This window comes from Anaerotruncus sp. (assembly GCF_057433415.1).
The window spans coordinates 1-25,257 of the sequence record NZ_DBMDHH010000006.1 but is presented as its reverse complement, the minus strand read 5'-3'; the positions used below and the strand labels follow the sequence as shown (position 1 = coordinate 25,257).

The following is a 25,257-nucleotide window of genomic DNA, read 5'->3' as shown; positions in this document are numbered from 1 at the left end:
TCCGTGCTGCTTAAGGCAAAGGCCAACCTAAATCGCGGGATAGAGGTCTTGTACTGCAATCGCCTTGATGTACATCAAAGGCCGATACGGAAACCAAATCTTCGCGCACGTTCAAGCCAACGATCGAGCCGCTTCTCCGCCGCCCGTCGGTTACGGTGCGACGGCGGGATCTTTTCCCATACGGTCGCGCAGAATCCGTGCAGGGCGGCGACGTTTGGATAATCCCGGCAGGCTGCGGATTGCCGGGCGGCAATCCAGGCGACGGCGGCCTCGTTCCCCCATACCACGATCTCCATCCTGATACGGACGAACCATTCCCGCGGGATAAAACAGACCTTGTATTGGGGACGCTGTTCCAGCGCGCGTCGGATCGCTGCCAATTGATCCACCAGCTCCTGCGTATCCAGGTAGATCCGCCTTTTGCAGACGGCGCTCAAGGGCCGGCAGAGGTGCCGCGCATTGTCCAAAGTCTCGTCAATGCTCTCCGCGCAGAAGATATGGCGAACCTCAGCCTCCTTGTCTATTTCCCATAGAGAGATCGTTAAAAGCCCAAACTGGCGCTGCAGCAGCGCCAGTTCGCACGGTTCCAGCCGCAAAGCGACGGTTTCCCACCGAATCCCCAGATCCGGAAGCGCTTGAATCAGGTACATCGGTTTTTCCCGGTTGTACACCGCGCCGCGCAGGAAGTCTTGCGGCTCGGAGAAAAAATTGTAGCGAAAACGCTGCCTGGAACGTTTTAAGCAGGCGTCAAAGTGTGCTTCCACCTCGGCCACGCCGGCGGGGTCGGTGCGGATGATGGCCGTTGGGCCGTTATCCTCCACCCGCACCTGGATCATGAGCCTACCGCGCAGGCCGATCAGGATTTTTTCATGCTCCAGCAGGCGAAAGTCGTCGTAATAATAGCTCTGGATATATCCCATCAGATGCGCCCACAGCCACGGGCCGCAGGCAGACGCAACGTCGCTGGGCCGGTAGTCGGTGCGCAGCACAACTTGCAGTTGCTTGCCGCGTTCCAGCACCTGGCGCAGTTGTTCCTGCAAGGGGAGGTTGTAGCCCTCGTCCCTCGTAAATAGCTCCAGCCCTTCTGGGCAGGCAAACAGGATCCGTCCAGAACCCGTCTGCGTGAGCGCATAGTCAAGGAACTCCCCCAGAAGATTGCGCACCACCGCGTCCCCAGAGCGCATTCCCGCACCCAAAAGGTGCTGGGGACGCGCTTGGTTTTTCCTACGTAAGCGCCCGCTCCGGCACAAAAAAAGCAGCTCCTCCCGGTGCTCCCACGATCCGCCCGTTTCTCCGAGCCACTGCTCCAAGAGCTGCAGCGGCGGGATACCCTGTGCCAGGCCCAGCGGAACGGCCTCGGCCAGCAGCGTCCGGACTTCATTACCGCACGCGTCGAGAAAATAGTCCGCCAGCTTGCGCCGCCAACGGGCGTTTGGCCTGCGTGAACCGGTGCGCCAGCGAGAAATGAGCGAGGGGTCTGTTTCCAGCGCGCGGCTGAGCTTCTCCGGATCCACACGGGCCAATTCCATCAGAAGTGCAAAATTCGTCAGCATGTCTCTCATCAAATTCGTCTCCTTTTCTCGATTCACCCGGGGCCTTCCGCTCCGGGTTCTTTTAATTTAACGAGGTTTTAAAATGGTGTCAATTTATTGACAAAGTTTATATTTTTTGGAAACAATTTGACAAATAAGTTCATAATTGACAAAACATGGAGACCAAATTACGATAAAGGTACCGATGGGCCCACCGGAAATTAGATAAGGAGGCATTTTTTGAGTATGGTCGTGATTTGCCTAGATACAGTGGTAAAAGATAAAGAAGTCTCAAAAGAAGACTTCTGCAAACAGTGGGACGATCTGATGAACATGGCGAAAACGCAGACTGGGACTTTCGAGGTGCAGCTCAAGAGCGATAAATTATCCGTCAGCCTGGAGATTGACCCCAAGACCCTTTATGTCGTAAGCAAAAACGCGGCGATATCATACAGTATAATCCCCGTGGACACTGAAGTGAAAATTACCATGATTAACTTGATAGACGCCATTAACAACTTGATTAAAAACGGGGAGCACGCAGATAAGAAATGCAAAGCGCTTGCGGTTTTCACCGTCAGCGAGGCCGCGCGCTTCTCACTGCTCAGAAGTGTTTTGTATTGGACGACACAGGGCGCGGAATTCTCTTGGAACAAGATCCTTCCGCTGCTCCGCCTGTGGGAAAAAATCCGCGAAGAATCAGGAATTACAGAAGTGACCACTCCAATCAGCGTAACCAATTTGGAAGACTACATAAAAAAGCAGGCGGCGGGAACCGGCGGCAGTCAGCTCCAGAATTATAAGAATGCCGAAAGCGCATTCGACTATATCCAAAGTATCATCGAACCGATGTTGTCCTCCCCCTGTTGAAAGGAGCGTAAATATGGCTGAAAAAAGCATCCTGCAGTCGCTGCAGGAGAATTCGTCCGCCGACGTCATGAACGTCATCTACGACAACGTCAACAGGCTGCTGGGGGCGGGGAACCAGCTCTTTGTCATGGAATTCCCGGCCCGCCCGCTCAACGCCCACACCTACGAATACAACACCGACGACTGCTACAGCACCCTGACAAAGCCCTACCCGGTGCAGGAGGCGGAATTTCTGCTCAGCGACCAGCTCTTCGACGTCTCGCCCGTGGTGCAGGGGCCGAACGGGGAACGCCTCTCCACCGTTTTCAACACGGTGATCAACAACTATGTGCCGCGGCTGGAAGCGCTGAGGAGCTTCGTCCACGACCAGAAGAACCTGCGCGAATGGCTGATGACCCCCGTGGAGGACGAGGTGCGCGGCGAGCGCAAAACCCTCTCCCGCATGGCGATGGCCAGAGAACTCTACGACGAGTTCCTCGAGCGGCGCAACGAGTGGTACAGCGTCAAGAATCAAACCTATGAGGAGTACAAAGCGCGGGACGATTTGGATGGCTACGCGCGGTGGCTTTCCTCCGAGGGGCTGGTCCAGGAGGAGATCGTCAGCAACTTTTACAACGACGCCGTGGTGCGCGGGCACTACCACGAGGTGCTTACCATTCTGGGCTTCCTCAATGTCTCATCGCCTTCTGAAGCGCTGGAAAGCACAAAACAGAAGATGCGCTCCAGCCTGCGCCGCTCTCTGGACGGATCCACGGACGTTTATCCGGTACAGTTTCAGCCCAGCGACTGGTTCAGGGCGTTGCGTCCCAACCTGAGTCCCAAGGACCTGACCATGGCCACCGACAGCCTCGTCGCGGATTACCGCGCCAAGCAGAAGCACCTGCGCAGCCTTAAAGAGCAGCTGGGCGAACAAACTGTCGTTGAGGTGCCTCCGGAGGAACAGGAACGGTTACAAAACGAGATCAGAACCTGCGAGCATCGGCTTTCCGAATCCCAGCAGCAGCTGATCGCCCAGTACGGCGAGGGGGCGGTCTCAGCAATCAAAGCGGTCGTCAGCGTCTACAAGGAAGCGGTGGATCCAATCTCCAAGGCCCGGACGGTGATCGAACAGATCCAAAAGGCGGGCGAGGGAAACCTGAGCCCCACCGAGAGCCGCATTTACGGGCTTATCGAAGGGATTGCCGGGGAGGTGGTGAACGGGGTCCTCAAATCCTGTCAGGCGCAGGAAAAGATCCAGCAGGACATGAAGCAGCTCAACGACGCCCGCATGGCCTACTCGGAATCCAAGGTCAAGGACCTGCGCCTGCAAAAGATGCGGCTTGAGGAGCAGATCCAAAACGTCCAGGCGGATCTGGACTTTCTCGCCCCGCTGGTCACCGGCACCATTTCCGAAGCCGACAGGCAGGGCGACCAGGTGCCGGACGCATCCCTGATGACGGCGACAGATGGGGCGGCGGACGAGAACTTCATGGACGTCGTCATTAAGAGCGACGAAACGGGCAGTTTTTCCAGCAGCGGCAGCTCCTCCAGCGCCAGCCAGAGCAGCTGGAGCGTGGGCGGCTGGTTCTGGTCCGCCAGCGCTTCGCACTCCCAGCAGAGCGCGGAGGAACACCAGAAAAAACTGGACATGAACAAAAAACTTGAGATTGGTTTTCGGATTAAGAAAGTTACATTTGACCGGGGAGGCTGGTTTAATCCCACCCTCTTTAAGCTCAGCGATCATTATTTCCGTCTGGCGGACATCCGGGTTAGCAGCGGCCTGACCAAGGATCAGATCCGCGCGATAAGCGCCTCGGGGCAGAATGTGGCCGGCCGTCTGCGATCGCTGGTCACTTATGACGCCGTGGTGGACGGCGCGAACAAGCAGCTCGATTATGTGCTGCCCGCTTTCCCCACCGGCTTTGTGGTCGCCAAGGACGTTACCATCCGGATCCAATCGAGCAAGGAGGAATCCGAGTCCAGCCGGCAGTATATGGAAAACCACGAGGCCAGCGGGGGCGGCATCTTTGGTTTCCGCCATAACTCATCCAATTCCAGCAGGAGCCAGAGCGAATCGGCCTATTTTGGCAGTTCGGCCAATTATTTCTATATCCGCATCCCCGGACCGCAGATTTTAGGCTGGTTTCTCGAACTCACGCCGGCGGATAACGCCTCCCCATACCGCGAGCTGGATCCCAACCTCTATTCTGACGCGTTGGAGGCCCTTGCACCTAAAGAGCCCATCCCGGAAAGCGAGGGGACGCTTTGAGCCAGAAATTGATTCTGCCGATCAATCAGGCGCTGCTCACCGCGAGCATGAAGACGCAGGCATATCTGGACAGATTCCATTTCGTCCACTATGGCGTGGACCTGGTGAGCAGCCGAGGGGAGCGGACCGTCTACGCCTCGGGGGAGGGGACGGTTTTGGATACCGGGACGGATTCGGTGGTGGGAAACGTCGTCGCCGTTGTGTATCCCCAAGCGCAGGGGCGTGACGGCGGGAGCGTCGATCTCGTCCTGCGGTATTTCCATCTGGAGCGTATCCTTGTGAAAAAAGGGAATGCTGTCAACAAGGACACGCAGATTGGCCGCTATGGCAACACCGGGTCGTTGAAGATGGCCCCCCACCTGCACCTGGAAGCCGACGCGGATACCGCGCACCCTCTTTTCAGCCCCACCGTCCTGCGCTCCAGCTTTCTCCATGGGCGGTCGGCAGGTGCAAACGATGAGACGATCCGCAATCCGATCGACTGGCTGTTCTGCAAGCAGAGCCCGCCCGACTGCCAAAGCTACCGTACCGCCGGGGATGAGTACATCCGTCCCGAGGACCTGGAAATCGGGATGGTGTAGACCGTGCCGGCCTTCGTCCGGCAGCTCTTTGCCGAACCTATTTTGAGCGGATAAAGCAGGGCGCCGCCCCCCAAGGTACCAGCTTGGGGGATCGGCGCCCTGTATTGCTATGCCTGATTCTGATGACTCCTAAGCCCATTCCATGTTTCCGCTATGCAAGCCATATCCTGCATAAACAGCATCTGTTTAACCCGTTAATCAGCCAGTTGATCAAGCCGTCTTCCAGATACGCCTTCTCAGGAACCTCTGTGTGCGCCGCCCCTTCATATTCTGTAACTTGGATATCGGCGTTGCGTTCTGTCAGGGCCGCCGCGCAGTTTATGGTGGACTGAGGGGTTACCACCGTGGCCGATGTACCCGTTCCAGCATGCGAAGCAATCCCGTGTCTTTCACATATTCAAAAATCTGGTACTCGTTCGCTCCATCCACCGGCTGCCAGGAGAGCTCGATCGCGCCAGAGGATACGGCTGCTGCCGTTACAACAGGCGCCGCCAGGGTTGCAAGCTCCACCTTTTGTTCCGGTTCTTTGCCATGCAGCACCTGGATCACACGGAATCCCACGTCCTCATATCCGGACGATTTCTTCCATTTCAGAGATGATTTTCTCACCGCCCGGCTTGCCCGCGGCCTCGCCCCGCAGTTCGGACAGCTTTTCTTCTTTTCTCGCGAGAACAGCGTTGTAATTCTTGATGACAACGTCCCGCAGATTCAGATAATTTTCTTCTGTCGGGCTTTTCTGATACAGCGAAATCAGTTGTTTCGTTTCTTCTGTGAGTTCCGGTTGTTCCTTTTCGATCAACGCGCTTTTTTCATACGATGCGCATGCTGTCAGTGCAACTGAGAAAAACAGGCATATGGTCATACACGCTGCCAACAGGTAGGAAATCCGTTTCTTCTTCATTGCGGGTAGCCTCCTTTTATGATGTTTTTATCATACAGGAGCCGCCCCTGGAAAAACGACGGCATAACTGTGGCCATTCTGCGGTAGCCATTTACCAAACATCCGGCGCCCCAAAAACGCGGTATTTACTGCGGCCAGCCATGCTCATCCCGTTTGGCAGCGTTCAAAACCAAGGTGAAAACGGCGCCGCCGGCCGGAAGGTTCGCCGCCCTGAGCTCCCCGCCCATATTCTGCGCGGCGGAACGCGCGATGGTCAGCCCAATGCCAAAGTTGCCGCCCTTCCCCTTGTAGCAGCGGTCAAACAGATGCGGCAAATCCTTTTCGGAAATACCTTCGCCGTCATCGGATACCGTAATGGAGATCAGGCCCTTTTTAGCGGTCACCAACATGGTCACTGTCTTTTTCGCGTAGCGGATTGCGTTGGTCAGCAGATTTTCCAGCACCTTGCAGACCAGCTCGTATTCACCCTCCACATAAAGGCTGTGGTCAAAGGAAGGCAAGGAAAGCGTAATCCCCTCCTCAATCGCGAGGCCGTTCACCCGGTCGAGGCAGTCCTCCACCGGGCCGGCAATCCGCACAGGGCCGAGCGCACCGTTTTGCCCGCTTTCAAGGCGCGACAGGGTCAACAGGCTGTTGACCCTGTCGGTGAGACGGGCGCTCTCCTCGAGGATGGTGTGGGCGGCCTCGCCAGGGCTGCGGAAAAGTCCGCGTTCGATCCTCTGCGCATATCCGCCGATGGACATTAAAGGGGTGCGCAGGTCATGAGATACGTTCTGGAAGAAGTCTCGCTGGGCCTCGTCCGACAATTTCAGCTTTTGCACCATCCGGTTCATGGCGAGCCGCAACTCCTCCAATTCCAACAGCGGGAAAGACTGCGCAATCTCCTCAAAACCGCCGCCTCCGATCCGCTCGGACTCCCGACAAAGCCGCTGAAGCGGCCGTGTAATGCCGCGGGCGGTGATCCAAAGCGCCGCAAGGGCCAACAGGGCAAAGAGCGAGGAAATGACGAGCACCAGGACCGACGCATCCCGGACCCAGCCGCCGATCTCGGAAATCGGGCATTAGGTGATCAGATATTTTACCAGCATGGACCCGCTCGGTACTCCATAGAAGCAGACCAGGTAGTCGCCGCCATCCGCCGTTTCCAGTGGAACCGCCTCGCCTGCTAAGGGAAGCGCTGGACCGGATGTATTGGGCACAGGCGTTGGAGAGCGGCGTGAGCGCTTCGCGCTCCTGTTCGTCGCGGCATAGACCACCCGCATCCGGGATTGAAAAACCAGAATGTTGGCGCTGCCGCCCATTTTCTTTACCAATGGGCTGACGCTTCGCAGAAAAACGGCGGCCTGCTCCGAAAGATCGTCATCCGGGCTCTTATCGAAGCTGGATTCCATCAGCGGCAGCGGCTCACCACAGAGCGTGGAGGTGCGGAACGCGGGCGAGAGACAGAGCGGCCCGAAGTGAAGCTCCTGGAGAGGGCCGGCAGCGGTCGGCGCTTTCTTTGCCCTTCGCAGCAGCGCGTACCCGCGCCACCAGTTCGAGCGGCAAAAACGGCTTCGCCCTGGCGCAGTTGGGAACAGAGGCTCAACCCGTCTACGCCGGGCATCATGATGTCGAGGATCACCAAATCGGGCATCGACTGCCGGCAGGCAGCCTGCAGGGCGGCCCCGTCCGGGAATGTCCTGACCGCAAAACCCTCCTCCGTAAGGAAGGTTTCAATCAGGTCGCGGATCTTTTTTTCGTCATCCGCAAGGTAGATGGTCTGCGGTATAAAAAGCACCCCTTTAAATACCGATGCTCTTATCATAAAGCATTCCGGGAAAATGGTAAAGGGCTGACACACTTCTGCCACGGGTTTCCCGTCGCAATGCCAGCGGGGTTGGGTTATGATGGAGGTGAAAAATCGGACGCGGAAAGGACGCGAAATGGGGCGGCGCAGTCGCATATCCATTCGAGCGTCCCGCTCCGGACAAACGATTTCAGGAGCAGGTCAGGTGATCCATATGGAAAAAAGAACCGATATCCCGGTGCTTCTTACAATTCCACAAAAGTCCGCAACGGTTTCGTTGCGGACTTTTTTGTAGTGTTCGGCCCATTTTTCGGGGCGGAAGATTAAATCGGGGGGACGGCAGAAGCCGTCCCCCGATTTTCGCAGCCGTTTAGGTTATGTCGTCCCGGAGCGCGTCGATGATGTTTTCCTTTTTGATTTTGCCGACGGCATAAGCCATCGTTACGAATATGACCAGCAGCACGCTGAACACGCTGATCCCGATGCTCGTCCACGGCAGCGTAAACTTCACGCGGTCCACGACCATCACCTTGTGGATGAGCCAGGAGGACACCGCCGCCAGGGGAAGCCCGAAAAGCAGGGCCCTCGCGCCGTAGAACACGCACTCAAACCGCATCATTCTGTTGAAATCCCGGTCGGACATTCCCACGGAGCGGAGCATGGCAAGCTCCCGCCTGCGCAGCTTGATGTTCGTGGAGATCGTGTTGAACACATTGGCGACCGCGATCAGCGAGATCATGATGATGAACGTATAGGCGAACATGTTGGCGACGAAGATGTAGCTCCGGTTTTCCTCGAGCATTTCGGAGGCGTTGAGCAGCAGATAGGGGACCGTCAACCCCTCCGCCCGGATGATCTCCTTCATTTCAGCCGCCGACCGGGACGGGTTTTCCGATTGAAAGGTCAGGCCCTTGACCCTGACGTCCACCGGGTCGCCGGAGGGAATGAACGCCTCCTTGAGCGACCAGGGGGCCATCACCTGGAAAACATACGGCTGCTGCGGGGAGGCCCCCATCACCGGGGGCGTATCCGGAGGAACGAATTCCACAAAGGTAAGGCTTACCTCCCGCCCGAGCTCCGTCTTCGGCGTCCCGCCCGACAGGGGAATGATGGTTACGTCCGCGGCGGGAGCGGCGAACAGGCCGCGAAGCTGGCTTAAGGATTCCGCACGTCGGTCCTGCATCTTCGCGACGGCGATGAGCCTGGCGTTTTCCCCTGCGTATTCTTCGGCCGGCAGGCCCAGCCCGCGGATGATTTCCAGGTAGGCGTCGTCGTCGAGGAATTGGAGCTCCATCGGCAGCTTCACCGGTTCCCCCGCGGGATCCACCCCCGCATATTCCCGGTAATCGTCCGAGAGGATGCCGGCCGGGACGGTACAGGCGTATTCCACCACCGACTGGCAGGTGCTCCGGGTGACGCCCCCGGCGGTTTCGAGGCTGTCATAGAGCCGCAGCAATTCTCCGTCGTCCAGCTCCTGCGCGCCGAAGCCCACGTCGTAGTCGGTGACCACTTTCGCGTCTTCCGACATCCGCTTCAAGTCGGCGACAAGGGCGCTCGTTGAGATAAACAGCACGACGCTCAGGATGAGCGACATCACGATGCTGCGGTACCGCTTTTTGTTCCGCTTGAAATTCTTCAGCGCAAGGGTGCCCTCCAAACCGCAGACACGCTCCGCCAGCCTCGACGTTTTCACCGCCCGGGATTCCATTTTGACTTCGTTCGTCTGGCGGATGCACTCCATCACCGGCGTGTTAGAGGCCCTCCTGGCCGGGATATAGGCCGAAATCAGGATCGTGACGAGGCTGACCGCTGCCGCGCCGGCAATCGCGAGGGCGGACACATGCATGGTCAGGGGAATCTCGGTGTGGAAGATATCCCCGAACTGACGGGAGGCGGAGGAGATCACAAGCCCGATCCCGCCGAGCCCCACAAGAACGCCGGCCGGGATGCCGACCGCGCCGATGCAGAGCCCCTCGAAGAGCACCGAATTCCGCAGCTGTTTCGCCGTGGCGCCCACGGAGGCGAGGATCCCGATCTGCCGGGTGCGCTCGTTCAGGGAGATGCTGAAGGCATTGTAAATGAGAAAGATCGAGCCGACCATGATGATCACGACCACGATGCACCCGAACGAAAAGAGCAAGGCGTTGAAGATTCTGTCGCCCGGGTCGTTTGAGAGGCCCATCATGCGCAGGACATGGTGGTTCAGGATGTACGGACGGCCGTCCGCCGCGCCGCGCAGGTAGGCGTGCACCCGGCGCGGATTCTTCAGCTTGACGAAGAGGGCGGAGCTGTCCGCGCCTTCCGCCGCGTCCGTCCGCGTGATTAGGGTGTACCCCGGCGCGGAATCCGGCTCAAAGGCGGGCGTCCCGCAGATACCAACCACCGTGTAGGTCTTTTCGCCCCGCGGCTGAAGCGTTTCCGTCCCGGCCTCGTATGGGTCGCCCTGTCCGAGTGCCGCGCCGTCCAGCACGCGGCTTCCCACCGCGAGGGAGAGTGTGTCGCCCGGCGCGCAGGAGACGCCGCCGTCCGTCGAGGCATTCCCTGAAACGAGGACCTCCCCGCTGTTTTCGGGAAGCCTGCCGGACAGCAGGGTCAAGGGCAGAGCGTCGAAGGTCTCCGCGTTGAAACCGGCGATGAAAAGGTACGGCCTGTTTGGGTTTTTGCCGCCTTCCAGCGCCGCGTAACCGATGTTTTCAAAGGACACGGTCTCCAGAACGTCCCGGTCGAGCGCCCGTTCCCGCGCAAAGGAGGGGTCGGCGTCCAGAAACGCCAAATGCCAGCCGCCGTATCTCTGGGCCGCGCCCTTTGCCATATAGTCCAGCAGGGAGACGCCGAAGGTGGAGACGGCCGTAATCATGGCGGCGGACAGGATCACGCCGAAGATGGTGACGGCCGTGCGCGTGCGGTTCTTTTTCAGCCCCTGGAGGGCGACTTTATGCAAGATATTCATGGCCGCACCCGCTCGTCTCTCACGACCCTGCCGTCCGATATGCCGATGATGCGGTCCGCCTGCAGGGCGATGTTTTCGTCATGCGTGACGAGGAGCAGGGTCTGCCCGTACTTCCGGTTGCTCTCCTTCAGCAGCTTGACGATCTCATGCCCGTTCCGGCTGTCCAGACTGCCCGTGGGTTCGTCGGCCAGCATGACCGCCGGGGCGTTCATCAGGGCGCGCCCGATGGCGACGCGCTGCTGCTGCCCGCCGGAAAGCTGGTTGGGCAGGTGGGACCTGCGGTCCTGCAGGCCGAGCAGGCGCAGCAGGTCCTCCAGACGTTCCCCGTTGACCCGGCGCCGGTCCATCAGGATCGGCAGGGTGATGTTCTCCACCACGTTCAGGGTGGGGATGAGATTGTGGAACTGGTAGATCAGCCCGACCTGCCGCCTGCGGAAGACCGCCAGCTTCTCGTTGTTCTGGGCGTAGACGTCCTGCCCGTCCAGATAGACCTTGCCGCCGGTGGGCACGTCCACGCCGCCGACGATGTGGAGCAGCGTGGATTTGCCCGAGCCGGAGGGGCCGATGATGGCGGCGAACTCCCCCTTTTCAACGGTCAGCGAAACGTGATCGAGCGCAACGACGCGGTTTGCGTCCTTTCCGTAGACCTTGCACAGGTCTTCGATCCTTAAAAGCTCCATGATGGGAGCCTCCTTTCCCATGGCTTACCCATATCATAGAACATTTGGCTGACATCCCGGTGACTTTCGGGTGAGAGATCCGTCACTTTGGAAAACGGATCGAAAAGACCGCGCCCCCCTGCGGATGGTTCCCGGCGGTCACCGTCCCGCCCTGCCGCGTGATGATCGTCTTGCAGAGGGCCAGCCCGATCCCGCAGCCCGCGGCGTTTGTGCCTTTCCCGCGGTAAAACCTGTCGAAGAGGCGGGGCAGCTCCTCCCGCTCGAAGCCCGCGCCGCTGTCGTGGATGACGATTCCGGCATACAGGGGGTTATCCTCGCAGACGACCTCGATCTTCCCGTGGTCGCCCGCGCTTTCCATGCAGTTTTTGAGGATGTTCCGGAGCGCTTCCGAAAGCCACCCGGCGTCGCCCCCAATTTCGATCCCTTCCGGCGCGTCGACCCGCAGGGAGACGTCATGCAGCTCCATGGGGATTTGGAGCGGACGGAGCGCGGCGTCGACAAGGCTAGCCACGTCGACCCGTTCGCTTTGGAAAACCACGATGCCCGCGTCCAGCCGGGACAGCTTGAGCAGGGAGGTGAGCAGCCAGTCCATCTGTGTAAGCAGTTCCTCCGCTTCCCGCAGCAGCGCCTTGCGTTCGCCCGCGTCCGGCTGGTTCGCCAATAGGGAGAGCACCAGGTTCACGGATGTGAGCGGGGTACGGAGCTGGTGGGCGATGTCCGCCAGCGAATCGGCAAGGTGCTCCTTCTCCTGCTTCAGCGCGTCGTTCTGCTCCCGGAGCCGCAGCGTCATTTTCGTGACCTCGCTTTGCAGGATCGACAGCTCGCCCTCGTCCGATCCGCCGATGAAGATCCGGTCGGCATGGTGGAGCACAAGGTCGATCTGCTCTGAGACCTCCGCGATCTGTTGATAGCGGGCGCGGGTAAACGCGTAGAACGCCGCCCCAAAGGCCGCGGAAGAGAGGAGGGAGAGGATTCCGGCCGCCGGGCGGATAAGAAAGCCGATCACGGCGGCCGTCACGGCGACCGCGGCAAACAAAACAGCGAACCGCCGGACCTCCCTATTCCGAAACATGGCTGCCTCCCAGGCGGTATCCCGTCCCGCGGACGGTCAGGATGATCCGCGGGTTGGCGGGGTCGTCCTCGATCTTTTCGCGCAGGCGCTTGATGTAGACGGTCAGGGTGTTGTCGTTGACGAACTCGCCGGCGGCGTCCCACAGCTCGTCCAGCAGGCGGTCCCGCGTGAGGATGCTTTGGGGGTTGTTGACAAACACCAGCAGCAGGCGGTATTCCAGCGCGGACAGAAAAATTTCCCGACCCTCTTTTTTCACGACGCCGCTGGACGGGTCGACCCGGAGCCCGCACACATTGAACGCGGCGGGGGAGCGCCCGGTTTTCCGCAGGGCCGTTTTGATCCGCGCGACCAGTTCGCGCGGGCGGAACGGCTTGGTGATATAGTCGTCCGCGCCCATGTTCAGCCCGGTGACCACGCTCGCCTCATCCCCGGAGGCCGTCAGAAAGATGACGGGGATCTCCCGCGCCGCCTTGATCTCCGTGTAAACCGTGAAACCGTTCCCGTCGGGCAGGGAAATATCGATGAGCGCCAGGTCGAACGGGTCCCCGGCGAGCGCGGTGAGGGCTTCCTCACGCGTGGGAGCGTGGATGACCGAAAAGCCCTCCGAGCGGAGCAAAAGCGTCAGGTTTTTTGCGATCGCCCGGTCGTCCTCGACCAGAAAAATGTTCGGCATGGGTTATCCTCCTGTCTGCGCCCGGCAGTAGTGTCATGTTCATTATGCGGCATCGGTATTAGAAAGTCAAAGCGTATCCTGCATTTTCCTGATTGTTCCCTCAAATGGACCGCGAAATTACGCGTTAAGGCGGACAAGGACGTGGGAGGCGGCATCCGGCCAAACGAGAAGAGCCGCGCGGACGAATCCGTCCGCGCGGCTCTTCTTTCACAGGGGCCTCCGGCCGGTCACACACCGGCGGTGAGAATGTGGGTGCACGACCAGCTTTCGCCGGGCGCGAGGGTGGTGAGGCAGGGGCGTTCGGAGAACGCGTGCCCCAGGTCCGCCCGCCCGGGCAGGCCGTGCCACGGCTCGATGCAGAGAAAGCCCGGAATGCCCGGCTTGCTCCAGAGCAGCGTATAGGGGTACCCCTCGCAGGAAATGCGCAGATACCGGCCCGTTTCCGCTTCCTCGAGCTGGACCCAGGAGGAGCGCAGGCCCTTCATGCAGATGCTGTCGTCGTCGAAGAGCCCGGGTGTGAGCGGGACGGCGGACTGCCCGGGGAAGACGGGGGTCTCCTCGCCGGTGGCGAGCCCGTTTTCGTCGCAGCGGACCCGCAGGGGGGATTCCTCCCGCTCAAAGCGCACGAGGTAGTCGGTCGCGGCCTTTCCCGGCGTGAAGGGGCAGCGCAGCGCGGTGTGGAAGCCGAGCTGGAAGGGCATCGGGCGGCTGTCCTCGTTCTGGACGCGGCAGACGGTCACGACGGAATCCCCCTCCAGCCGGTGGGTGGTCTCGAGCGAAAACTTCCACGGCCAGAGGGCGAGGGTCTCTCCGTTCCAGCCGAGGCGGAAGGTGAGGAAATCCGGCCCCGAGGCGGACAGCATATGCTCCATGTCGCGGGCGAAGCCATGGGACCCCGCCTCATAGCGGCGGCCGCCCTCCTCGAAATAGTTGTCCCGCATGCGGCCGCACCAGGGGAAGCAGAGCGGCGCGTGCCGCCCCCAGACCGCCGGGTCCGCGCTCCACAGCAGCTCGCCGGGCCCGCCCGCCTTGCGCAGCGAGCAGAGCTCCGCGCCGTGTGTGTCGGCTTCAAGGGTCAAACTGCCGTTTTCAATCTGATGTCTCATAAGAACCCCTCTTTCCCATCCTGTTTCATGCCTTGGAACACCAATTGTCTGCGCTTATTATAGCATAGCGGCAAGCCCAATGGGGCTTGCGCGCCGCACCGCGGCGCAAAACCAGCAGCGCTGGTCTGCGCTTATTATAGCCGATGGGCGGGGAAAATGCAATTTGCGCGGGAGCGCCTCTGCGCCCGGGAATTGAATCCCGGGCGCTTTTGTGTTATCCTTGTTGGGAAGTACTGACAGGAGGAATCACAAATGCAGGTCAAGGATCGGTTTTTGAAATATGTCTCTTATGACACCCAGTCGGACGACGACAACCTCGCCGCGCCGAGTACGGAAAAGCAGCTTGTGCTGGCCAACGAGCTCGTGCGGGAGATGCGGGAGATGGGGATCACCGACGCGGCGGTCGATGGAAACGGCATCGTGACGGGCACGGTTCCGGGCAATGCGCCGGACGCGCCGGTGCTCGGGCTGATCGCTCATTATGATACGTCGCCCGCGCTTACCGGCACGGATGTGAAGCCGCGCGTCATCGAGGGCTACGACGGCTCGGACATCCCGCTCGACGCCGAGCGCGGGATCGTGATGAAGGTGTCCGAGTTCGGGATGCTCCGCGACGCGGTGGGGGAGGACCTCATCGTGACCGATGGAAACACGCTGCTCGGTGCGGATGACAAGGCGGGCGTGGCGGAGATCATGACCGCCGCCGAGCGGCTGCTCGCGGACCCGGGCCGTCCGCACGGGACCATCCGCCTCGGCTTCACCCCCGACGAGGAGGTCGGCCGGGGGGCCGACCACTTCGACGTGGCGGCGTTCGGCGCGGACTACGCCTACACCGTCGACGGCGGCCCGGTGGGGGAGCTGGAATTTGAAAACTTTAACGCCGCGACCGCGAAGGTAACGGTGACGGGGCAGGGCATCCACCCGGGCGACGCGAAGGACCGGATGATCAACGCCAGCCGGGTGGCGGTCGAGTTCCAGTCGATGCTGCCCGAGCGCCAGACGCCCGAGAACACCGAGGGATACGAGGGCTTCATCCACCTGATGCGGTTTGACGGCGGGGTGGAGGAAGCAAGGCTCGCATACATCCTGCGTGACCACGACGCCGAAAAGCTGGAGGAGAAAAAGCGCGTGATGTGCGCGGCGGGCGAGTTCATCAATGGGAAATACGGGAAAAAGCTCGTTTCGGTCGAGCTGGTCGACGAGTACCGCAACATGAAGGAGCAGATCCTGCCCCATTTCCACCTGATCGACAACGCGCGCCGCGCAATGGAGGAGGTGGGGATCGAGCCGAACGTGATCCCCATCCGCGGCGGCACCGACGGGGCGCGGCTCTCCTACATGGGGCTGCCCTGCCCGAACCTCGGCACGGGCGGGCAGTGCTTCCACGGGCGGTACGAGCACATCACCGTCCAGTCGCTCGAGCGCAACGTGGAGCTGCTCATGAAGATCGCGGAGATCTACGCGAAGCGGCCGGGCTGACCGCAAATGATGCCTGATACCGGGAAAAGACCGCCGGCGGAACTTCCGCCGGCGGTCTTTCTGCGTCTCAGAGGCTTAAAAATTGGTCCACCAGAACCTCCATCAGCAGGTCCTCGGCGGGCGCCTGGTCGAAAAGCGCCGACTGCATGATGGCGCTCTCAAAGAAAAAGAGGAGGCTCGCGGCCGATTTTTCCGGGTTCGGGACGGCTTTGGCGCCCCGCTTCAGGCGGGAGGCCAGCGCATTAAAAAGCAGCGCGCGCTCCTCGGCGACCAGCTCCTTAACCTCGGGCATCGAGAGGGAGAGGGAATAGAGCATCATGACGAAGCGGTTCCGGTCGCAGCTGCCGACCAGCTCGTGCAGCTGCTCCCGCTTTCCCGCCTCGTCCCGCGCGAGGTAGAGCTCGTCGATATCATTGCGGATGGATTCGAAGAGCATGCGCGCCACCAGCATGAGGATTTCGTCCTTGCTCTTGAAATAGTGGTGGATCAGCCCGGCCGCCATGTCGGCGCGCTGCGCGATGTCCTTGACGGAGGTGGATTCGTAGGAACCCTTTTCCAGCATGCAGGCCTGCAGCGCGCGCCCGATCTGGATGCGGCGCTGCTCGGCGATTGATTGTCTTCCCATGGACTACTCCCCTAAATTTTTTTATAAATCCGAGATTTTTTTATTGACATTCCTCAAACGGTATGCTTATAATATAAAATAGATTGGTTGGTTAGTCAACAAATAAATTTTGTTCCGATTTCATTATACCATGATTTCAAAACGATGCAATCGATTTGGGGCCGTAAAATAGGAGATGGGAAAATGAAGCTGCTGGTTGGAATTCTCATCCTGGGACTGGTGATCGGAGCGGTTGTCTGGATTCGCCTGGCCGGGCCCTTCCGGGCCGGGAACCACCGCAGGTACAGCCTCGGCGGGGTAAAGCGGGGAGCGCCCAACGCGCTGACGGGCAGGACCGTCCTCTGTCTCGGCTCGTCGGTGACCCGCGGGCTGGCGGCCGGGAACGTCTCCTTCGCGGACTATATCGCCCGCCGCAGCGGCTGCAATTTCATCAAGGAGGCGGTATCCGCCTCGACGCTGGCGGGCCGCGGCCGGCGGTCGTACATCGCGCGCCTCGAGCGCCATCCCGCGGTAAACCGTGGGATCGACTGCTTCCTCTGCCAGCTGTCGACCAACGACGCCACCTTTAAAAGCGATCCCGGGGACGTGAGCGACTCCTTCGACATCGCCTCGTTCGACACCGGGACGACGGTCGGCGCGATGGAATACATCATCGCCTTCGCGAAAAAGACCTGGGACTGCCCGGTCGTCTTTTTCACCGGGACGAAGTATGACAACCCCCGCTACCACCGGCTGGTCAATCTGCTGCTCGAGCTGCGGGACAAGTGGGGGATCGAAGTGATCGACCTGTGGCACAACCGCGAAATGAACCGGGTCAGCCCGGATGATTATAAATTCTACATGAACGATGGCGTCCACCCCACCAAGGCCGGCTATTTGGAGTGGTGGACGCCGGTGATCGAGGAAAACCTGTGCAGGATTTTGGAGGAATGGAACGAACGAAAGGGGCTGTGTGAGCCGACGCCGGGTCCCTGAAGGACCCGGCTGCTTCGCAAGAGATTTCATCATTTTAAAACAGCGGCTGCTGTCAGAAACAGCAACAGGAGGAGGATATCATGTTAAACTTTTGGCGCGCGATTTTCTATTCGGATTTGCTTGCCCCGGTCTTTAAAGCCGTCGCGACCGCGCTGGGCGTGACCCCGCAGGTCTGCAAGGAGTACTGCACCAGCGGCGTCATGATGTACGGCCTGCAATTCACGATCATCGTTTTGATCGTGATCGCCGCGATCGTCCTGATCCGGCTGTTCGGCCTGCTCAACCCCGGCAACCTCCCGAAGTATAACCCCGGAAACATGGACCAGGTCAAAAACAGCCCTCTCAAAGGCAAGCGGTTCATCTTCCTCGGCTCTTCCGTGACCAAGGGCTTCGCGTCCTTTGGGAAGTCCTTCGTGGATATGGTCGCCGCCCGCAACGGCGCCGTCTGCGTCAAGGAGGCTGTCTCCGGCACGACGCTGGTCGACAACGGCCCAAAATCCTACATAAGCCGCCTGAAAACCATCGACGCCAAGACCCCCTGCGACGTGTTCGTTTGCCAGCTTTCCACCAACGACGCGACCAAAAAGCTGCCGCTCGGCAAACTTTCCGCGGGCACCGGGCTGGCGGATTTCGACACGAAGACCGTCTATGGCGCGATCGAGTACATCATCGCCTATGCGAAGGAGACCTGGGACTGCCCGGTCGTCTTCTACACCAATCCCTTCTATGCCGATGAGAAATACGCCGCGATGGTCTCTGCGCTGAAGGAGATCGCCGGAAAATGGGAGATCTCCGTGATTGACTTCTGGAACGACGGAGAGATTTCCGAGCTCTGCAAAAAGGGCAGCTACCGCAACGATCAGATCCATCCCACCAAGAAGGGCTATCAGGCGATGACCCCCACTGTTGAGGCCGCGCTGGCCTGCGTCCTGACCGGCAAGGCGGTGCCCGCACCCAAGAAGAGCGGCGCGCTCTCCGGGGAGGCGCTCAAAAAGAAGGTCAACGGCAGGCGCGTCAAAAAGATCGTCCTCCGCGTTCTCGCGGTGATCCTGGCGATCCTGATCGTGGTCGGCGCCAGCACGGTGCAGCAGCTTGTCACCGTCACCGGCATGAAGAACGAGGGCAACAGCGACAAGTACGCCCCCGAGGTGCAGGCCGCCAACCCCGACAGCCCCATCAGGGGCAAGACTCTCCTGTGGCTCGGTTCCTCCGTGTTCCAGGGCTTCGGCGCGGGCAAGACCTCTCCCGCCGCGTGGATCGACGCGATCGACGGCACCAACTCGATCGTCGAGGTCAAGGGCGGCACCCTGCTCGCAGGCGTGGAGGCCTCGATCGGCAGCGGGCTCGGCAGCGTCTCCTCGTCCGATTCCTACCTGCCCCGCCTGATGAACCACACCGCGGAGACCGACCCGGTCGTGGACCTCGTGGTGGTCCAGCTCTCCACCAACGACTCCAAGGGCCAGTGCGAGACGGGCGAGGTCAGCGCGAGCTTCGACATGGACGACTTTGAGCTCACCACCACGGTCGGCGCGCTGGAAGCCATCACCGCCTACTCCAAGGAGACGTGGGGCGCGCCCGTCCTGGTCATCACCGGCACCCAGTTCGAGGATGAAATGACCTACTCCGGCGGACAGAACAAGGACATCTACCAGCTGATGATCGAGCGGTGCCACGAGCTCGACGAAAAGTGGGGAGACGAATTCTCCGTCCTCGACCTGTGGCACAACGACATCATGTATGAGAACGTCGTGACGGGCGACACCCTCTGGCGCTCCTACATGAGCGACGCCATCCATCCCACCAAGAAGGGCTACCTCGAGTGGTGGGGACCCTACGTTGAGGAACGTCTGTTTGAGCTTCTCGGCTGATTCATCGTTCAACCCGACACTTCCATAGCTCAGCGCTGACGAGCGCCGCAAACAGGGGTCTGATGAGCGGGCCCCTGTTTGCGTGAGGCAAAAATACGGACATCCCGATAGTGGAAAGGAAATGCCTATGCAGGGAATCCTGGAAAAACTGCGGCGTGACGCGCGGGAAAACCCCAACCGCGCCGTCTACAATTTTTTGGACTGCGAAACCGAGCCGTTCGGGCAGAACGTTGTGACGATGGGACAGCTCCATGCCCGCGCCACGGACATCGCCGCCGACCTCAAACGCAAGGGCGCGAAGCGGGGGGACCGCGCGATCATCCTGTCGATGCAGGACGCGGGGACGGTCTACGCGATCTTCGGCTGTATGCTGGCGGGCGTGGTGTTCACGGTGATTCCGCCGCCCATCGATGCGGGCAAGTTCGCGCGCTTCGTCTCGGTGCTCAAGTCGTGCGGGCCGCGCTTTCTCATCTCCAACGAGGGGATGGAGCGATCCTCCGACACGAAGGTGACGGCCCCGCTGCTGCGGAAGGCCTTCTTCCAGGCGGTGGCCCTCAGACGCGTCTATACCGACCGGACGGAGCGGTACGAGGGCCCCGAGATCTTCTGCGGCTACGGCGCGGACGATCTCGTCTATCTGCAGTACACCTCCGGGTCCACCTCCGAGCCAAAGGGCGTGATGGTCTCCTACGGGAACCTGACCGCCTGCATCGACCAGTGCCGGGAGCTCTTCGACTTCACCGTGGGCAACCACAACATTGCCTCCTGGGTGCCCTTCTACCACAACATCGGGCTGATCGCCGCCCTCTTCATCCCGCTGATCCCCGACCACGGAGTCTCCTACCTGATCCCGACGCTGCAGTTTCTGGCGAAACCGACCGTCTGGCTGAAGGTGCTCTCCGACTTCCGGGTCAACATCACGGCGGCCCCCAACTCCGCCTATGACGTCTGCACCCGGCTGATCGGTGAAGAGGACGCGAAAAACTACGACCTCTCCCACGTCACCCACCTCGTCAACGGCTCCGAGTTCGTCAACCTGCGCACGGTCGAAAAGTTCTGCGGCCTCTTCCGCATCAGCCCCGACGCCTTCGCGCCCGGTTACGGGCTGTCGGAGTGCGTCTGCATCGCCACGCTGGCGAGCGGCGAATTCCGGTCGGTGGAGATCGACCGGGAGGGGTACGCAAAGGGACGCTTTGCCCCGGTGCCGTCGGATGGAAAGGCGATCGTCGGCGTGGGGCGCATGCCCTCCGGGATGCGGATCGTCGCGGTGCGCGCGGACGGGTCCCCCTGCGGGCCGGACGAGATCGGCGAAATCTGCCTGAGCGGGGAAAACGTCTGCGGCGGCTACTGGAAAAACCCGGAGGAGACAAAGCGGTTTGAAGCGGAGATCCCCGGGTACCCGGGCCGCTTTTACCGGACGGGGGACATGGGCGCGCTCTACGACGGGCAGCTCTACCTGACCGGCCGCATCAAGGAGATGATCGTGGTCAGCGGGAAGAACATCTACCCCAGCGACATCACGCTGCTGCTGCACGAGCAGGGGCTCGCCCCCGCCGTCGACGCGGTGGGCGTCTTTTCGGTGGAGTCGGAGGGCGGCGAGCGGCCGGTGCTCTGCGCGGAATGCGGCGGGGAGACGGACTTCCGTTCCCTCGCGGCGGAGATCAACCGCGCCGTGGCCGGGTCGTTCGGGTTCTCCTTCCACGACACGGTGTTTGTGGAGGCGGGCTCCCTCCCGCGCACCGACAACCGCAAGATCAAGACCCACGCCATCAAGGAGGCGTATGAGGCGGGCGGGCTGAAAATCCTTTACAGCACCCGCCGGAGCGGCGCAGAGCAGGAACCGCCCGCGCCCCGGCCGAAGGCTGCTTCTGCGGACGCGTCGGAGGAGGAGCTGCGGACGGTGGTGCGCGCGGCCTTCCGCCGCGCGGCGCCGGGCGTCGGGTTTTCCGACGAGGACAGCTTCCTCGAGATCGGCGGCGACTCGCTCCAGATGATGGAGCTGCTCTGCGGGCTCGAGCGGGATCTCGGCATCTCCATCGACCTGCGCGAGATGGCCGCCGCCCCGACGGTGGCGGGCATCGCCGGTTACCTCCGCCGGGTGCGCACGGGCGAGGGGCCGGGGGAGAAGCCCGACCTGCGAAAGGAGTGCGCGCTGGACGAATCGATCCGCCCCGAGGCCCCCTACACGACGCCTCCGGAGGAATGCCGCAGCATCTTCCTGACCGGTTCGACGGGCTTTCTCGGCGCGTACCTCATCCGCTCGATCCTAGAGCGGCGGGCGGGGAGCGACCCGGTCGTCTACTGCCATGTGCGGGCGAAGGACCCTGCCGCCGGGCTGGAGCGGATCGCCGCCAACATGAAGGATTTCTGCTGCTGGAAGGAGGACTACCGCGACCACATCGTCCCGGTCACGGGGGATTTGAACCTGCCCAACCTCGGGCTGGATAAATTCACCTACCGGCGGCTCGCGGATGAAATCGAACTGGTGATCCACAACGGGGCGCTGCTGAACTTCGTCTATCCCTACCGGCAGATGAAGCGGACGAACGTCACCGGAACGGCGGAATGCCTGCGGTTCGCCTGTACGGGCAGGCCGAAGTACTTCCACTACATCTCCTCCTACAGCGTCTACGACACGCCCGGCCAGTTCGGGAAAACCGTGGCGGAGGACGATCCGCTCCTTTCGCCCGAGGGGTATTTCCTCGGCTATTCCGAGACGAAATGGGTCGCGGAAAAGCTCGTGGGCATCGCGCGCGAAAGGGGTCTGCGCGCCGCCGTCTACCGCCCCGGCGACATCACTGGGACGCTCCGGGACGGCGTCTGGAAGCTGGAGGACATGATCAGCCGGTCGATCGTCGGCTGCATCCAGATGGGCGCGGTCCCCGACATCGACGTGAACCTCCACCTGACGCCGGTGGACTACGTCAGCGACGCGGTCGTGGCGATCGCCTTCCAGAGCGGCTCCGACGGCAGGGCGTACAACATCATCAATCAAAACCTCATGCCGATGAACCAGGTGGGCCGGCTGATGCGCAGGGCCGGCTACCGGGTCGAGACCCTCCCGTACGACGAGTGGTGTGTCCGGCTGGCCGCCTGCCCGGCGGAGGAGAACGCGCTGCGGATTCTCTCCTGCCTCTTCACCGACCGGCGCGCCGAGGGGGAGAGCCTCGTCGACCGGTTCGGGAAGCGCCAGCCGCGCTTCCGGACGGACAACGCCGACCGGATGCTGCGGGGGACCGGCGTCTCCTGCCCGCCGGTCGACGCCGCCCTGCTCAAAAGCTACCTGAACTATTTCCGCCGGTGCGGATACATCGGCGCGCCCGCGGTGCGCGCGCTTCCGGCCTGGAAGCGCTGACGGCGGCGGGACTTTCATCCAGCTCCCTCGATGGATGGTCTTCTTGAGAACAAACAAAACGCCCGGCGCGCAGTTATGCGCGCCGGGCGTTTTGCCGTGGTCATCCGCGGAGGATGGAGATGTCGCCGCTGATGGTATCGAAGGAGAAGCGGGCGCTGCCGTCCTTGTAGACGCGGTGGCCCTTGTCGCCGGTCGTCGGGAAGTCGGAGGAAAAGTCTCCGCTGACCCGGTCGTAATCGGCGGTGAAGCCGTCGTTTTCGGGGATCGTGATGTGGACGCTCCCGCTGACCGAGGAGCCTTCGATCCGCTCGGGGCAGATCGCCGAGCCGGCCCGGAAGGAGCCGGAGATGGTGTCGTACTGAATCTTGCCAAAGGAGCCTTCAAGCTGCACCGGGCCGCTGACGCTGTCGGTCTCCGCGCTGCCGGCGGTGAGGCCGGAGGAGCGGACGCTCCCGCTGACGGTGTCGAGCTCGAAGCTGCGGCAGCTGGTGTCGGTGATATCGGTGCTTCCGGAGACGCTGTCGATTTCGAGCTTGTCGGCGGTGATCCCGGAGACCTGGATGGAGGCGGAGGCGACGGAGATTTCCGCCTCATCCATCCGCGCCGCGAGGGATTCCGGGACCAAAACCTCCAGGGTTTTGACGGGGGAATTGGCGGAGCGGAAGACGCTTTGGCGGGGTGCGCAGAACTGGATGACGAGGGTGCGGTCCTTGAGATAGTGGCGCATCCGCATGCTGTCGTCGGCCTGCCCGCGGATGGTTTCGTCGAAGGCGAGCTCGCTGCCCTCGTAGGACCGGACGGTCACCCCGCCCGAGACCCAGTTGATTTCGATGCTGTCGACCTGGTCGGCGGGGAAGCTGCCGCCTCCGGCGGTATAGCGCCCGGCGTCCGGGTAGGAAAAGCCGCTGCCCGAAAAGCCGACGCCGGAAAAGCCGAACGGCAGGGGACGGCCCAAAAGTTCGCCGCCCGAAAGCCCGACGGCGAGGATGCAGGTCAAAAGCACGACGACCATCGACCAGAGAATGATCCGGATGACTGCTGACGTTTTCATATCCTTACTCCTTCAAATCGAAGATCGCCTTGATGATCGAATTGACCGCCGCGGTGATCAGGAAGATGACCCAGGTGATGTGCCACGCCATCGTGATGAAGCTGAGGATGAAGTAGACCGCCAGGGCGGCGGACCAGATCGCACCGGAAATCGAACGGAACGCCTGCCTGCGGTGGCCGCTCTGCATCTTCCACTCCTTGAACTCCTCGACGACGGTGTCGTCCTGCCTGACATAGACCGGCTTCGACATGCTGTTCCAGATGAGCAGGCCGGTCGCGGCGGCGATCATGGCGAACATCGAGACGACGCCGATCTGGCGGTCGATCAGCATCACGGGGATGACCGAAAGGATATAGAGGATCACGGCGATGGGAACGACCACCGCGGAACGCCGCCTGTAACGCATCAGCTCCTCCTGCTCGCGGGTGGAGTCCCCCTCCTCCCGCCTGAGGTAGCGGAGCAGCTCGCTCACGTCCCCGACGCTCGCCACCGCGAGATTGTAGGCGGCCTCCTCGCTTTTCCCTTCGGAGAGCAGGTCGCTGTATTTGTCGTTCAGGTTTTGGAGCATCTCCTCCTTGAGCTCGACCACCTTTTTCCCGGCGGGCGCGTCCTCAAAGAGGGTGTCGATGAAAGCGCGAAGTTTATCCTGCATGGTCCGTTTCCTCCTCATCAGTAATCAGCGCGTCGATCAGCGCCTTGGCGGTCTGCCATTCGGCTTTGAGACGCTCGAGGGCCTGCCTGCCCTCGTTGGTGATCGTGTAGTACCTCCGGCGCGCCCCGGTGCTCTCGTCCCCCCAGTAGGAGGAGATATATCCGTTTTCCTCCAGCCGCCGGAATGCGGTGTAGAGGGTGGCTTCCTTCAGCTCATACTGGCTGCGGGTCTTCCTCTGGATGGCTTTGTTAATTTTATAGCCGTAACTGTCCCCGAGCCGCAGCTGCGCGAGGATGATCGTGTCGGTGTTGCCGCGGATCAGATCGGATGTGATGGACAAAGCATCCACTCCCTTCCTGAAACTTTAGTTATATTAAAACACAATCTACCTCGCCTGTCAATGTATATTGGAAATATATTTATTTCCTTTCTGTAAAGACTGGCGGAGCGCACCTGTCCGTGGTATAATTTGACTGTCAGAAACCATTCCGGACGAAAGAGGGGTCAAGTATGAAAGAGTCCATGCTGGCGCTTGTCTACCGCGGAAACCACGAGATCGGCCTGGAGGAGCGCCCCGTTCCGAAACTCCGGGACCCGCGCGACGCGATCGTGCGGGTAACCCGCTCGACCATCTGTACGAGCGACCTGCACATCCGCGACGGCTTCGTCCCGCGCGCGAAGACGGGGGTCATCCTCGGGCACGAGTTTGTCGGCGAGATCGCCGAGGTGGGGGAGGGGGTCGGGAACCTCCGGCCCGGCGACCGGGTGGCCGCCACCTGCGAGACCTTCTGCGGCGACTGCTTCTTCTGCCGCCACGGTTACGTGAACAACTGCACCGACCCGCACGGCGGAT

23 protein-coding genes are annotated in these 25,257 nt (G+C 61.1%); 8 read left to right on the top strand and 15 right to left on the bottom strand.

The window, feature by feature from the left end:
- Positions 1–74: 74 nt before the first annotated feature.
- Complete coding sequence (locus ACZO3G_RS02930) at positions 75–1,562, bottom strand: hypothetical protein (protein WP_276871185.1); 1,488 nt, start codon at positions 1,560–1,562, stop codon at positions 75–77.
- A gap of 210 nt (positions 1,563–1,772) precedes the next feature.
- Here ACZO3G_RS02930 and ACZO3G_RS02925 point away from each other — a divergent pair, with 210 nt between their 5' ends.
- Genes ACZO3G_RS02925 through ACZO3G_RS02915 form a run of 3 tightly spaced genes read left to right on the top strand, consistent with a single transcriptional unit; the run spans position 1,773 to position 5,231 of the window.
- Positions 1,773–2,402, top strand: a complete 630-nt coding sequence (locus ACZO3G_RS02925; protein WP_276871183.1) for a hypothetical protein — start codon at positions 1,773–1,775, stop codon at positions 2,400–2,402.
- Between the two features lie 13 nt (positions 2,403–2,415).
- A complete protein-coding gene (locus ACZO3G_RS02920; RefSeq protein WP_276871177.1) occupies positions 2,416–4,650 on the top strand; it encodes a hypothetical protein in 2,235 nt (744 codons plus the stop codon).
- On the top strand, positions 4,647–5,231 hold the full coding sequence (locus ACZO3G_RS02915; protein WP_101551059.1) for a M23 family metallopeptidase: 585 nt from the start codon (positions 4,647–4,649) through the stop codon (positions 5,229–5,231). The genes ACZO3G_RS02920 and ACZO3G_RS02915 overlap by 4 nt, the downstream gene beginning before the upstream one ends.
- A 336-nt stretch (positions 5,232–5,567) precedes the next feature.
- Here the strand turns inward: ACZO3G_RS02915 and ACZO3G_RS02910 are convergent, their stop codons facing one another.
- The 10 genes from ACZO3G_RS02910 to ACZO3G_RS02865 all read right to left on the bottom strand — a co-directional run bounded on the left by ACZO3G_RS02910 (position 5,568) and on the right by ACZO3G_RS02865 (position 14,399).
- Positions 5,568–5,780: a hypothetical protein gene (locus ACZO3G_RS02910; RefSeq protein ID WP_276871173.1), complete on the bottom strand. Its 213-nt coding sequence runs from the start codon at positions 5,778–5,780 to the stop codon at positions 5,568–5,570.
- Between the two features lie 16 nt (positions 5,781–5,796).
- The gene (locus tag ACZO3G_RS02905) at positions 5,797–6,132 is read right to left on the bottom strand and encodes a hypothetical protein (protein WP_276871171.1); all 336 of its coding nucleotides are present in this window, start codon (positions 6,130–6,132) and stop codon (positions 5,797–5,799) included.
- A gap of 125 nt (positions 6,133–6,257) precedes the next feature.
- Positions 6,258–7,145, bottom strand: a complete 888-nt coding sequence (locus ACZO3G_RS02900) for a sensor histidine kinase (RefSeq protein ID WP_276871169.1) — start codon at positions 7,143–7,145, stop codon at positions 6,258–6,260.
- A gap of 48 nt (positions 7,146–7,193) precedes the next feature.
- On the bottom strand, positions 7,194–7,523 hold the full coding sequence (locus ACZO3G_RS02895) for a hypothetical protein (protein ID WP_276871166.1): 330 nt from the start codon (positions 7,521–7,523) through the stop codon (positions 7,194–7,196).
- Entirely contained in the window at positions 7,523–8,080 is a 558-nt protein-coding gene (locus ACZO3G_RS02890; protein WP_276871163.1) for a response regulator, read from the bottom strand. Before ACZO3G_RS02890 ends, ACZO3G_RS02895 begins: the two co-directional genes overlap by 1 nt.
- Positions 8,081–8,288: 208 nt before the next feature.
- The gene (locus tag ACZO3G_RS02885) at positions 8,289–10,868 is read right to left on the bottom strand and encodes an ABC transporter permease (RefSeq protein ID WP_276871161.1); all 2,580 of its coding nucleotides are present in this window, start codon (positions 10,866–10,868) and stop codon (positions 8,289–8,291) included.
- A complete protein-coding gene (locus ACZO3G_RS02880; protein ID WP_101551052.1) occupies positions 10,865–11,548 on the bottom strand; it encodes an ABC transporter ATP-binding protein in 684 nt (227 codons plus the stop codon). Before ACZO3G_RS02880 ends, ACZO3G_RS02885 begins: the two co-directional genes overlap by 4 nt.
- Before the next feature lie 82 nt (positions 11,549–11,630).
- On the bottom strand, positions 11,631–12,620 hold the full coding sequence (locus tag ACZO3G_RS02875; protein WP_276871155.1) for a sensor histidine kinase: 990 nt from the start codon (positions 12,618–12,620) through the stop codon (positions 11,631–11,633).
- Positions 12,607–13,293 (bottom strand): response regulator transcription factor, encoded by a 687-nt coding sequence (locus tag ACZO3G_RS02870; protein WP_101551048.1) that lies wholly within the window; start codon positions 13,291–13,293, stop codon positions 12,607–12,609. Before ACZO3G_RS02870 ends, ACZO3G_RS02875 begins: the two co-directional genes overlap by 14 nt.
- A 227-nt stretch (positions 13,294–13,520) precedes the next feature.
- Complete coding sequence (locus ACZO3G_RS02865) at positions 13,521–14,399, bottom strand: aldose 1-epimerase family protein (protein ID WP_101551046.1); 879 nt, start codon at positions 14,397–14,399, stop codon at positions 13,521–13,523.
- Positions 14,400–14,651: 252 nt separating this feature from the next.
- On the opposite strand from ACZO3G_RS02865, the gene pepT reads away from it, so the two are divergent.
- The gene (gene pepT / locus ACZO3G_RS02860) at positions 14,652–15,878 is read left to right on the top strand and encodes a peptidase T (protein ID WP_276871150.1); all 1,227 of its coding nucleotides are present in this window, start codon (positions 14,652–14,654) and stop codon (positions 15,876–15,878) included.
- A gap of 67 nt (positions 15,879–15,945) precedes the next feature.
- Here the strand turns inward: pepT and ACZO3G_RS02855 are convergent, their stop codons facing one another.
- A complete protein-coding gene (locus ACZO3G_RS02855) occupies positions 15,946–16,503 on the bottom strand; it encodes a TetR/AcrR family transcriptional regulator (protein ID WP_121585806.1) in 558 nt (185 codons plus the stop codon).
- Between the two features lie 183 nt (positions 16,504–16,686).
- Between ACZO3G_RS02855 and ACZO3G_RS02850 the strand changes: the two genes are divergently transcribed.
- From ACZO3G_RS02850 to ACZO3G_RS02840, 3 genes are all read left to right on the top strand, one after another.
- Positions 16,687–17,478 (top strand): SGNH/GDSL hydrolase family protein, encoded by a 792-nt coding sequence (locus tag ACZO3G_RS02850; protein ID WP_276871145.1) that lies wholly within the window; start codon positions 16,687–16,689, stop codon positions 17,476–17,478.
- Positions 17,479–17,558: 80 nt separating this feature from the next.
- On the top strand, positions 17,559–19,346 hold the full coding sequence (locus tag ACZO3G_RS02845; RefSeq protein ID WP_276871141.1) for an SGNH/GDSL hydrolase family protein: 1,788 nt from the start codon (positions 17,559–17,561) through the stop codon (positions 19,344–19,346).
- A gap of 127 nt (positions 19,347–19,473) precedes the next feature.
- On the top strand, positions 19,474–22,701 hold the full coding sequence (locus ACZO3G_RS02840; RefSeq protein WP_276871136.1) for a thioester reductase domain-containing protein: 3,228 nt from the start codon (positions 19,474–19,476) through the stop codon (positions 22,699–22,701).
- Between the two features lie 100 nt (positions 22,702–22,801).
- On the opposite strand, the gene ACZO3G_RS02835 is transcribed toward ACZO3G_RS02840, so the two are convergent.
- From ACZO3G_RS02835 to ACZO3G_RS02825, 3 genes are read right to left on the bottom strand one after another with little or no spacing between them, the layout of a single operon-like run.
- Positions 22,802–23,752, bottom strand: a complete 951-nt coding sequence (locus ACZO3G_RS02835; protein WP_276871133.1) for a DUF4097 family beta strand repeat-containing protein — start codon at positions 23,750–23,752, stop codon at positions 22,802–22,804.
- A 4-nt stretch (positions 23,753–23,756) separates the two neighbouring features.
- Positions 23,757–24,404: a permease prefix domain 1-containing protein gene (locus ACZO3G_RS02830; protein WP_121585798.1), complete on the bottom strand. Its 648-nt coding sequence runs from the start codon at positions 24,402–24,404 to the stop codon at positions 23,757–23,759.
- Positions 24,394–24,744: a PadR family transcriptional regulator gene (locus ACZO3G_RS02825; RefSeq protein ID WP_101551031.1), complete on the bottom strand. Its 351-nt coding sequence runs from the start codon at positions 24,742–24,744 to the stop codon at positions 24,394–24,396. The genes ACZO3G_RS02830 and ACZO3G_RS02825 overlap by 11 nt, the downstream gene beginning before the upstream one ends.
- A 170-nt stretch (positions 24,745–24,914) precedes the next feature.
- Here ACZO3G_RS02825 and ACZO3G_RS02820 point away from each other — a divergent pair.
- Positions 24,915–25,257, top strand: a 343-nt coding sequence (locus ACZO3G_RS02820) for an alcohol dehydrogenase catalytic domain-containing protein (protein ID WP_486846789.1), incomplete at its 3' end; no start/stop codon positions are given.

What these genes read in the sequence shown, in the direction of transcription:
- ACZO3G_RS02865 (WP_101551046.1), bottom strand. Translation starts at nt 14,399, where the DNA reads ATGAGACATCAGATTGAAAACGGCAGTTTGACCCTTGAAGCCGACACA.
- pepT (WP_276871150.1), top strand. Translation starts at nt 14,652, where the DNA reads ATGCAGGTCAAGGATCGGTTTTTGAAATATGTCTCTTATGACACCCAG.
- ACZO3G_RS02855 (WP_121585806.1), bottom strand. Translation starts at nt 16,503, where the DNA reads ATGGGAAGACAATCAATCGCCGAGCAGCGCCGCATCCAGATCGGGCGC.
- ACZO3G_RS02850 (WP_276871145.1), top strand. Translation starts at nt 16,687, where the DNA reads ATGAAGCTGCTGGTTGGAATTCTCATCCTGGGACTGGTGATCGGAGCG.
- ACZO3G_RS02920 (WP_276871177.1), top strand. Translation starts at nt 2,416, where the DNA reads ATGGCTGAAAAAAGCATCCTGCAGTCGCTGCAGGAGAATTCGTCCGCC.
- ACZO3G_RS02930 (WP_276871185.1), bottom strand. Translation starts at nt 1,562, where the DNA reads ATGAGAGACATGCTGACGAATTTTGCACTTCTGATGGAATTGGCCCGT.
- ACZO3G_RS02830 (WP_121585798.1), bottom strand. Translation starts at nt 24,404, where the DNA reads ATGCAGGATAAACTTCGCGCTTTCATCGACACCCTCTTTGAGGACGCG.
- ACZO3G_RS02905 (WP_276871171.1), bottom strand. Translation starts at nt 6,132, where the DNA reads ATGAAGAAGAAACGGATTTCCTACCTGTTGGCAGCGTGTATGACCATA.
- ACZO3G_RS02845 (WP_276871141.1), top strand. Translation starts at nt 17,559, where the DNA reads ATGTTAAACTTTTGGCGCGCGATTTTCTATTCGGATTTGCTTGCCCCG.
- ACZO3G_RS02885 (WP_276871161.1), bottom strand. Translation starts at nt 10,868, where the DNA reads ATGAATATCTTGCATAAAGTCGCCCTCCAGGGGCTGAAAAAGAACCGC.
- ACZO3G_RS02870 (WP_101551048.1), bottom strand. Translation starts at nt 13,293, where the DNA reads ATGCCGAACATTTTTCTGGTCGAGGACGACCGGGCGATCGCAAAAAAC.
- ACZO3G_RS02895 (WP_276871166.1), bottom strand. Translation starts at nt 7,523, where the DNA reads ATGGAATCCAGCTTCGATAAGAGCCCGGATGACGATCTTTCGGAGCAG.
- ACZO3G_RS02890 (WP_276871163.1), bottom strand. Translation starts at nt 8,080, where the DNA reads ATGGATATGCGACTGCGCCGCCCCATTTCGCGTCCTTTCCGCGTCCGA.
- ACZO3G_RS02835 (WP_276871133.1), bottom strand. Translation starts at nt 23,752, where the DNA reads ATGAAAACGTCAGCAGTCATCCGGATCATTCTCTGGTCGATGGTCGTC.
- ACZO3G_RS02875 (WP_276871155.1), bottom strand. Translation starts at nt 12,620, where the DNA reads ATGTTTCGGAATAGGGAGGTCCGGCGGTTCGCTGTTTTGTTTGCCGCG.
- ACZO3G_RS02880 (WP_101551052.1), bottom strand. Translation starts at nt 11,548, where the DNA reads ATGGAGCTTTTAAGGATCGAAGACCTGTGCAAGGTCTACGGAAAGGAC.
- ACZO3G_RS02840 (WP_276871136.1), top strand. Translation starts at nt 19,474, where the DNA reads ATGCAGGGAATCCTGGAAAAACTGCGGCGTGACGCGCGGGAAAACCCC.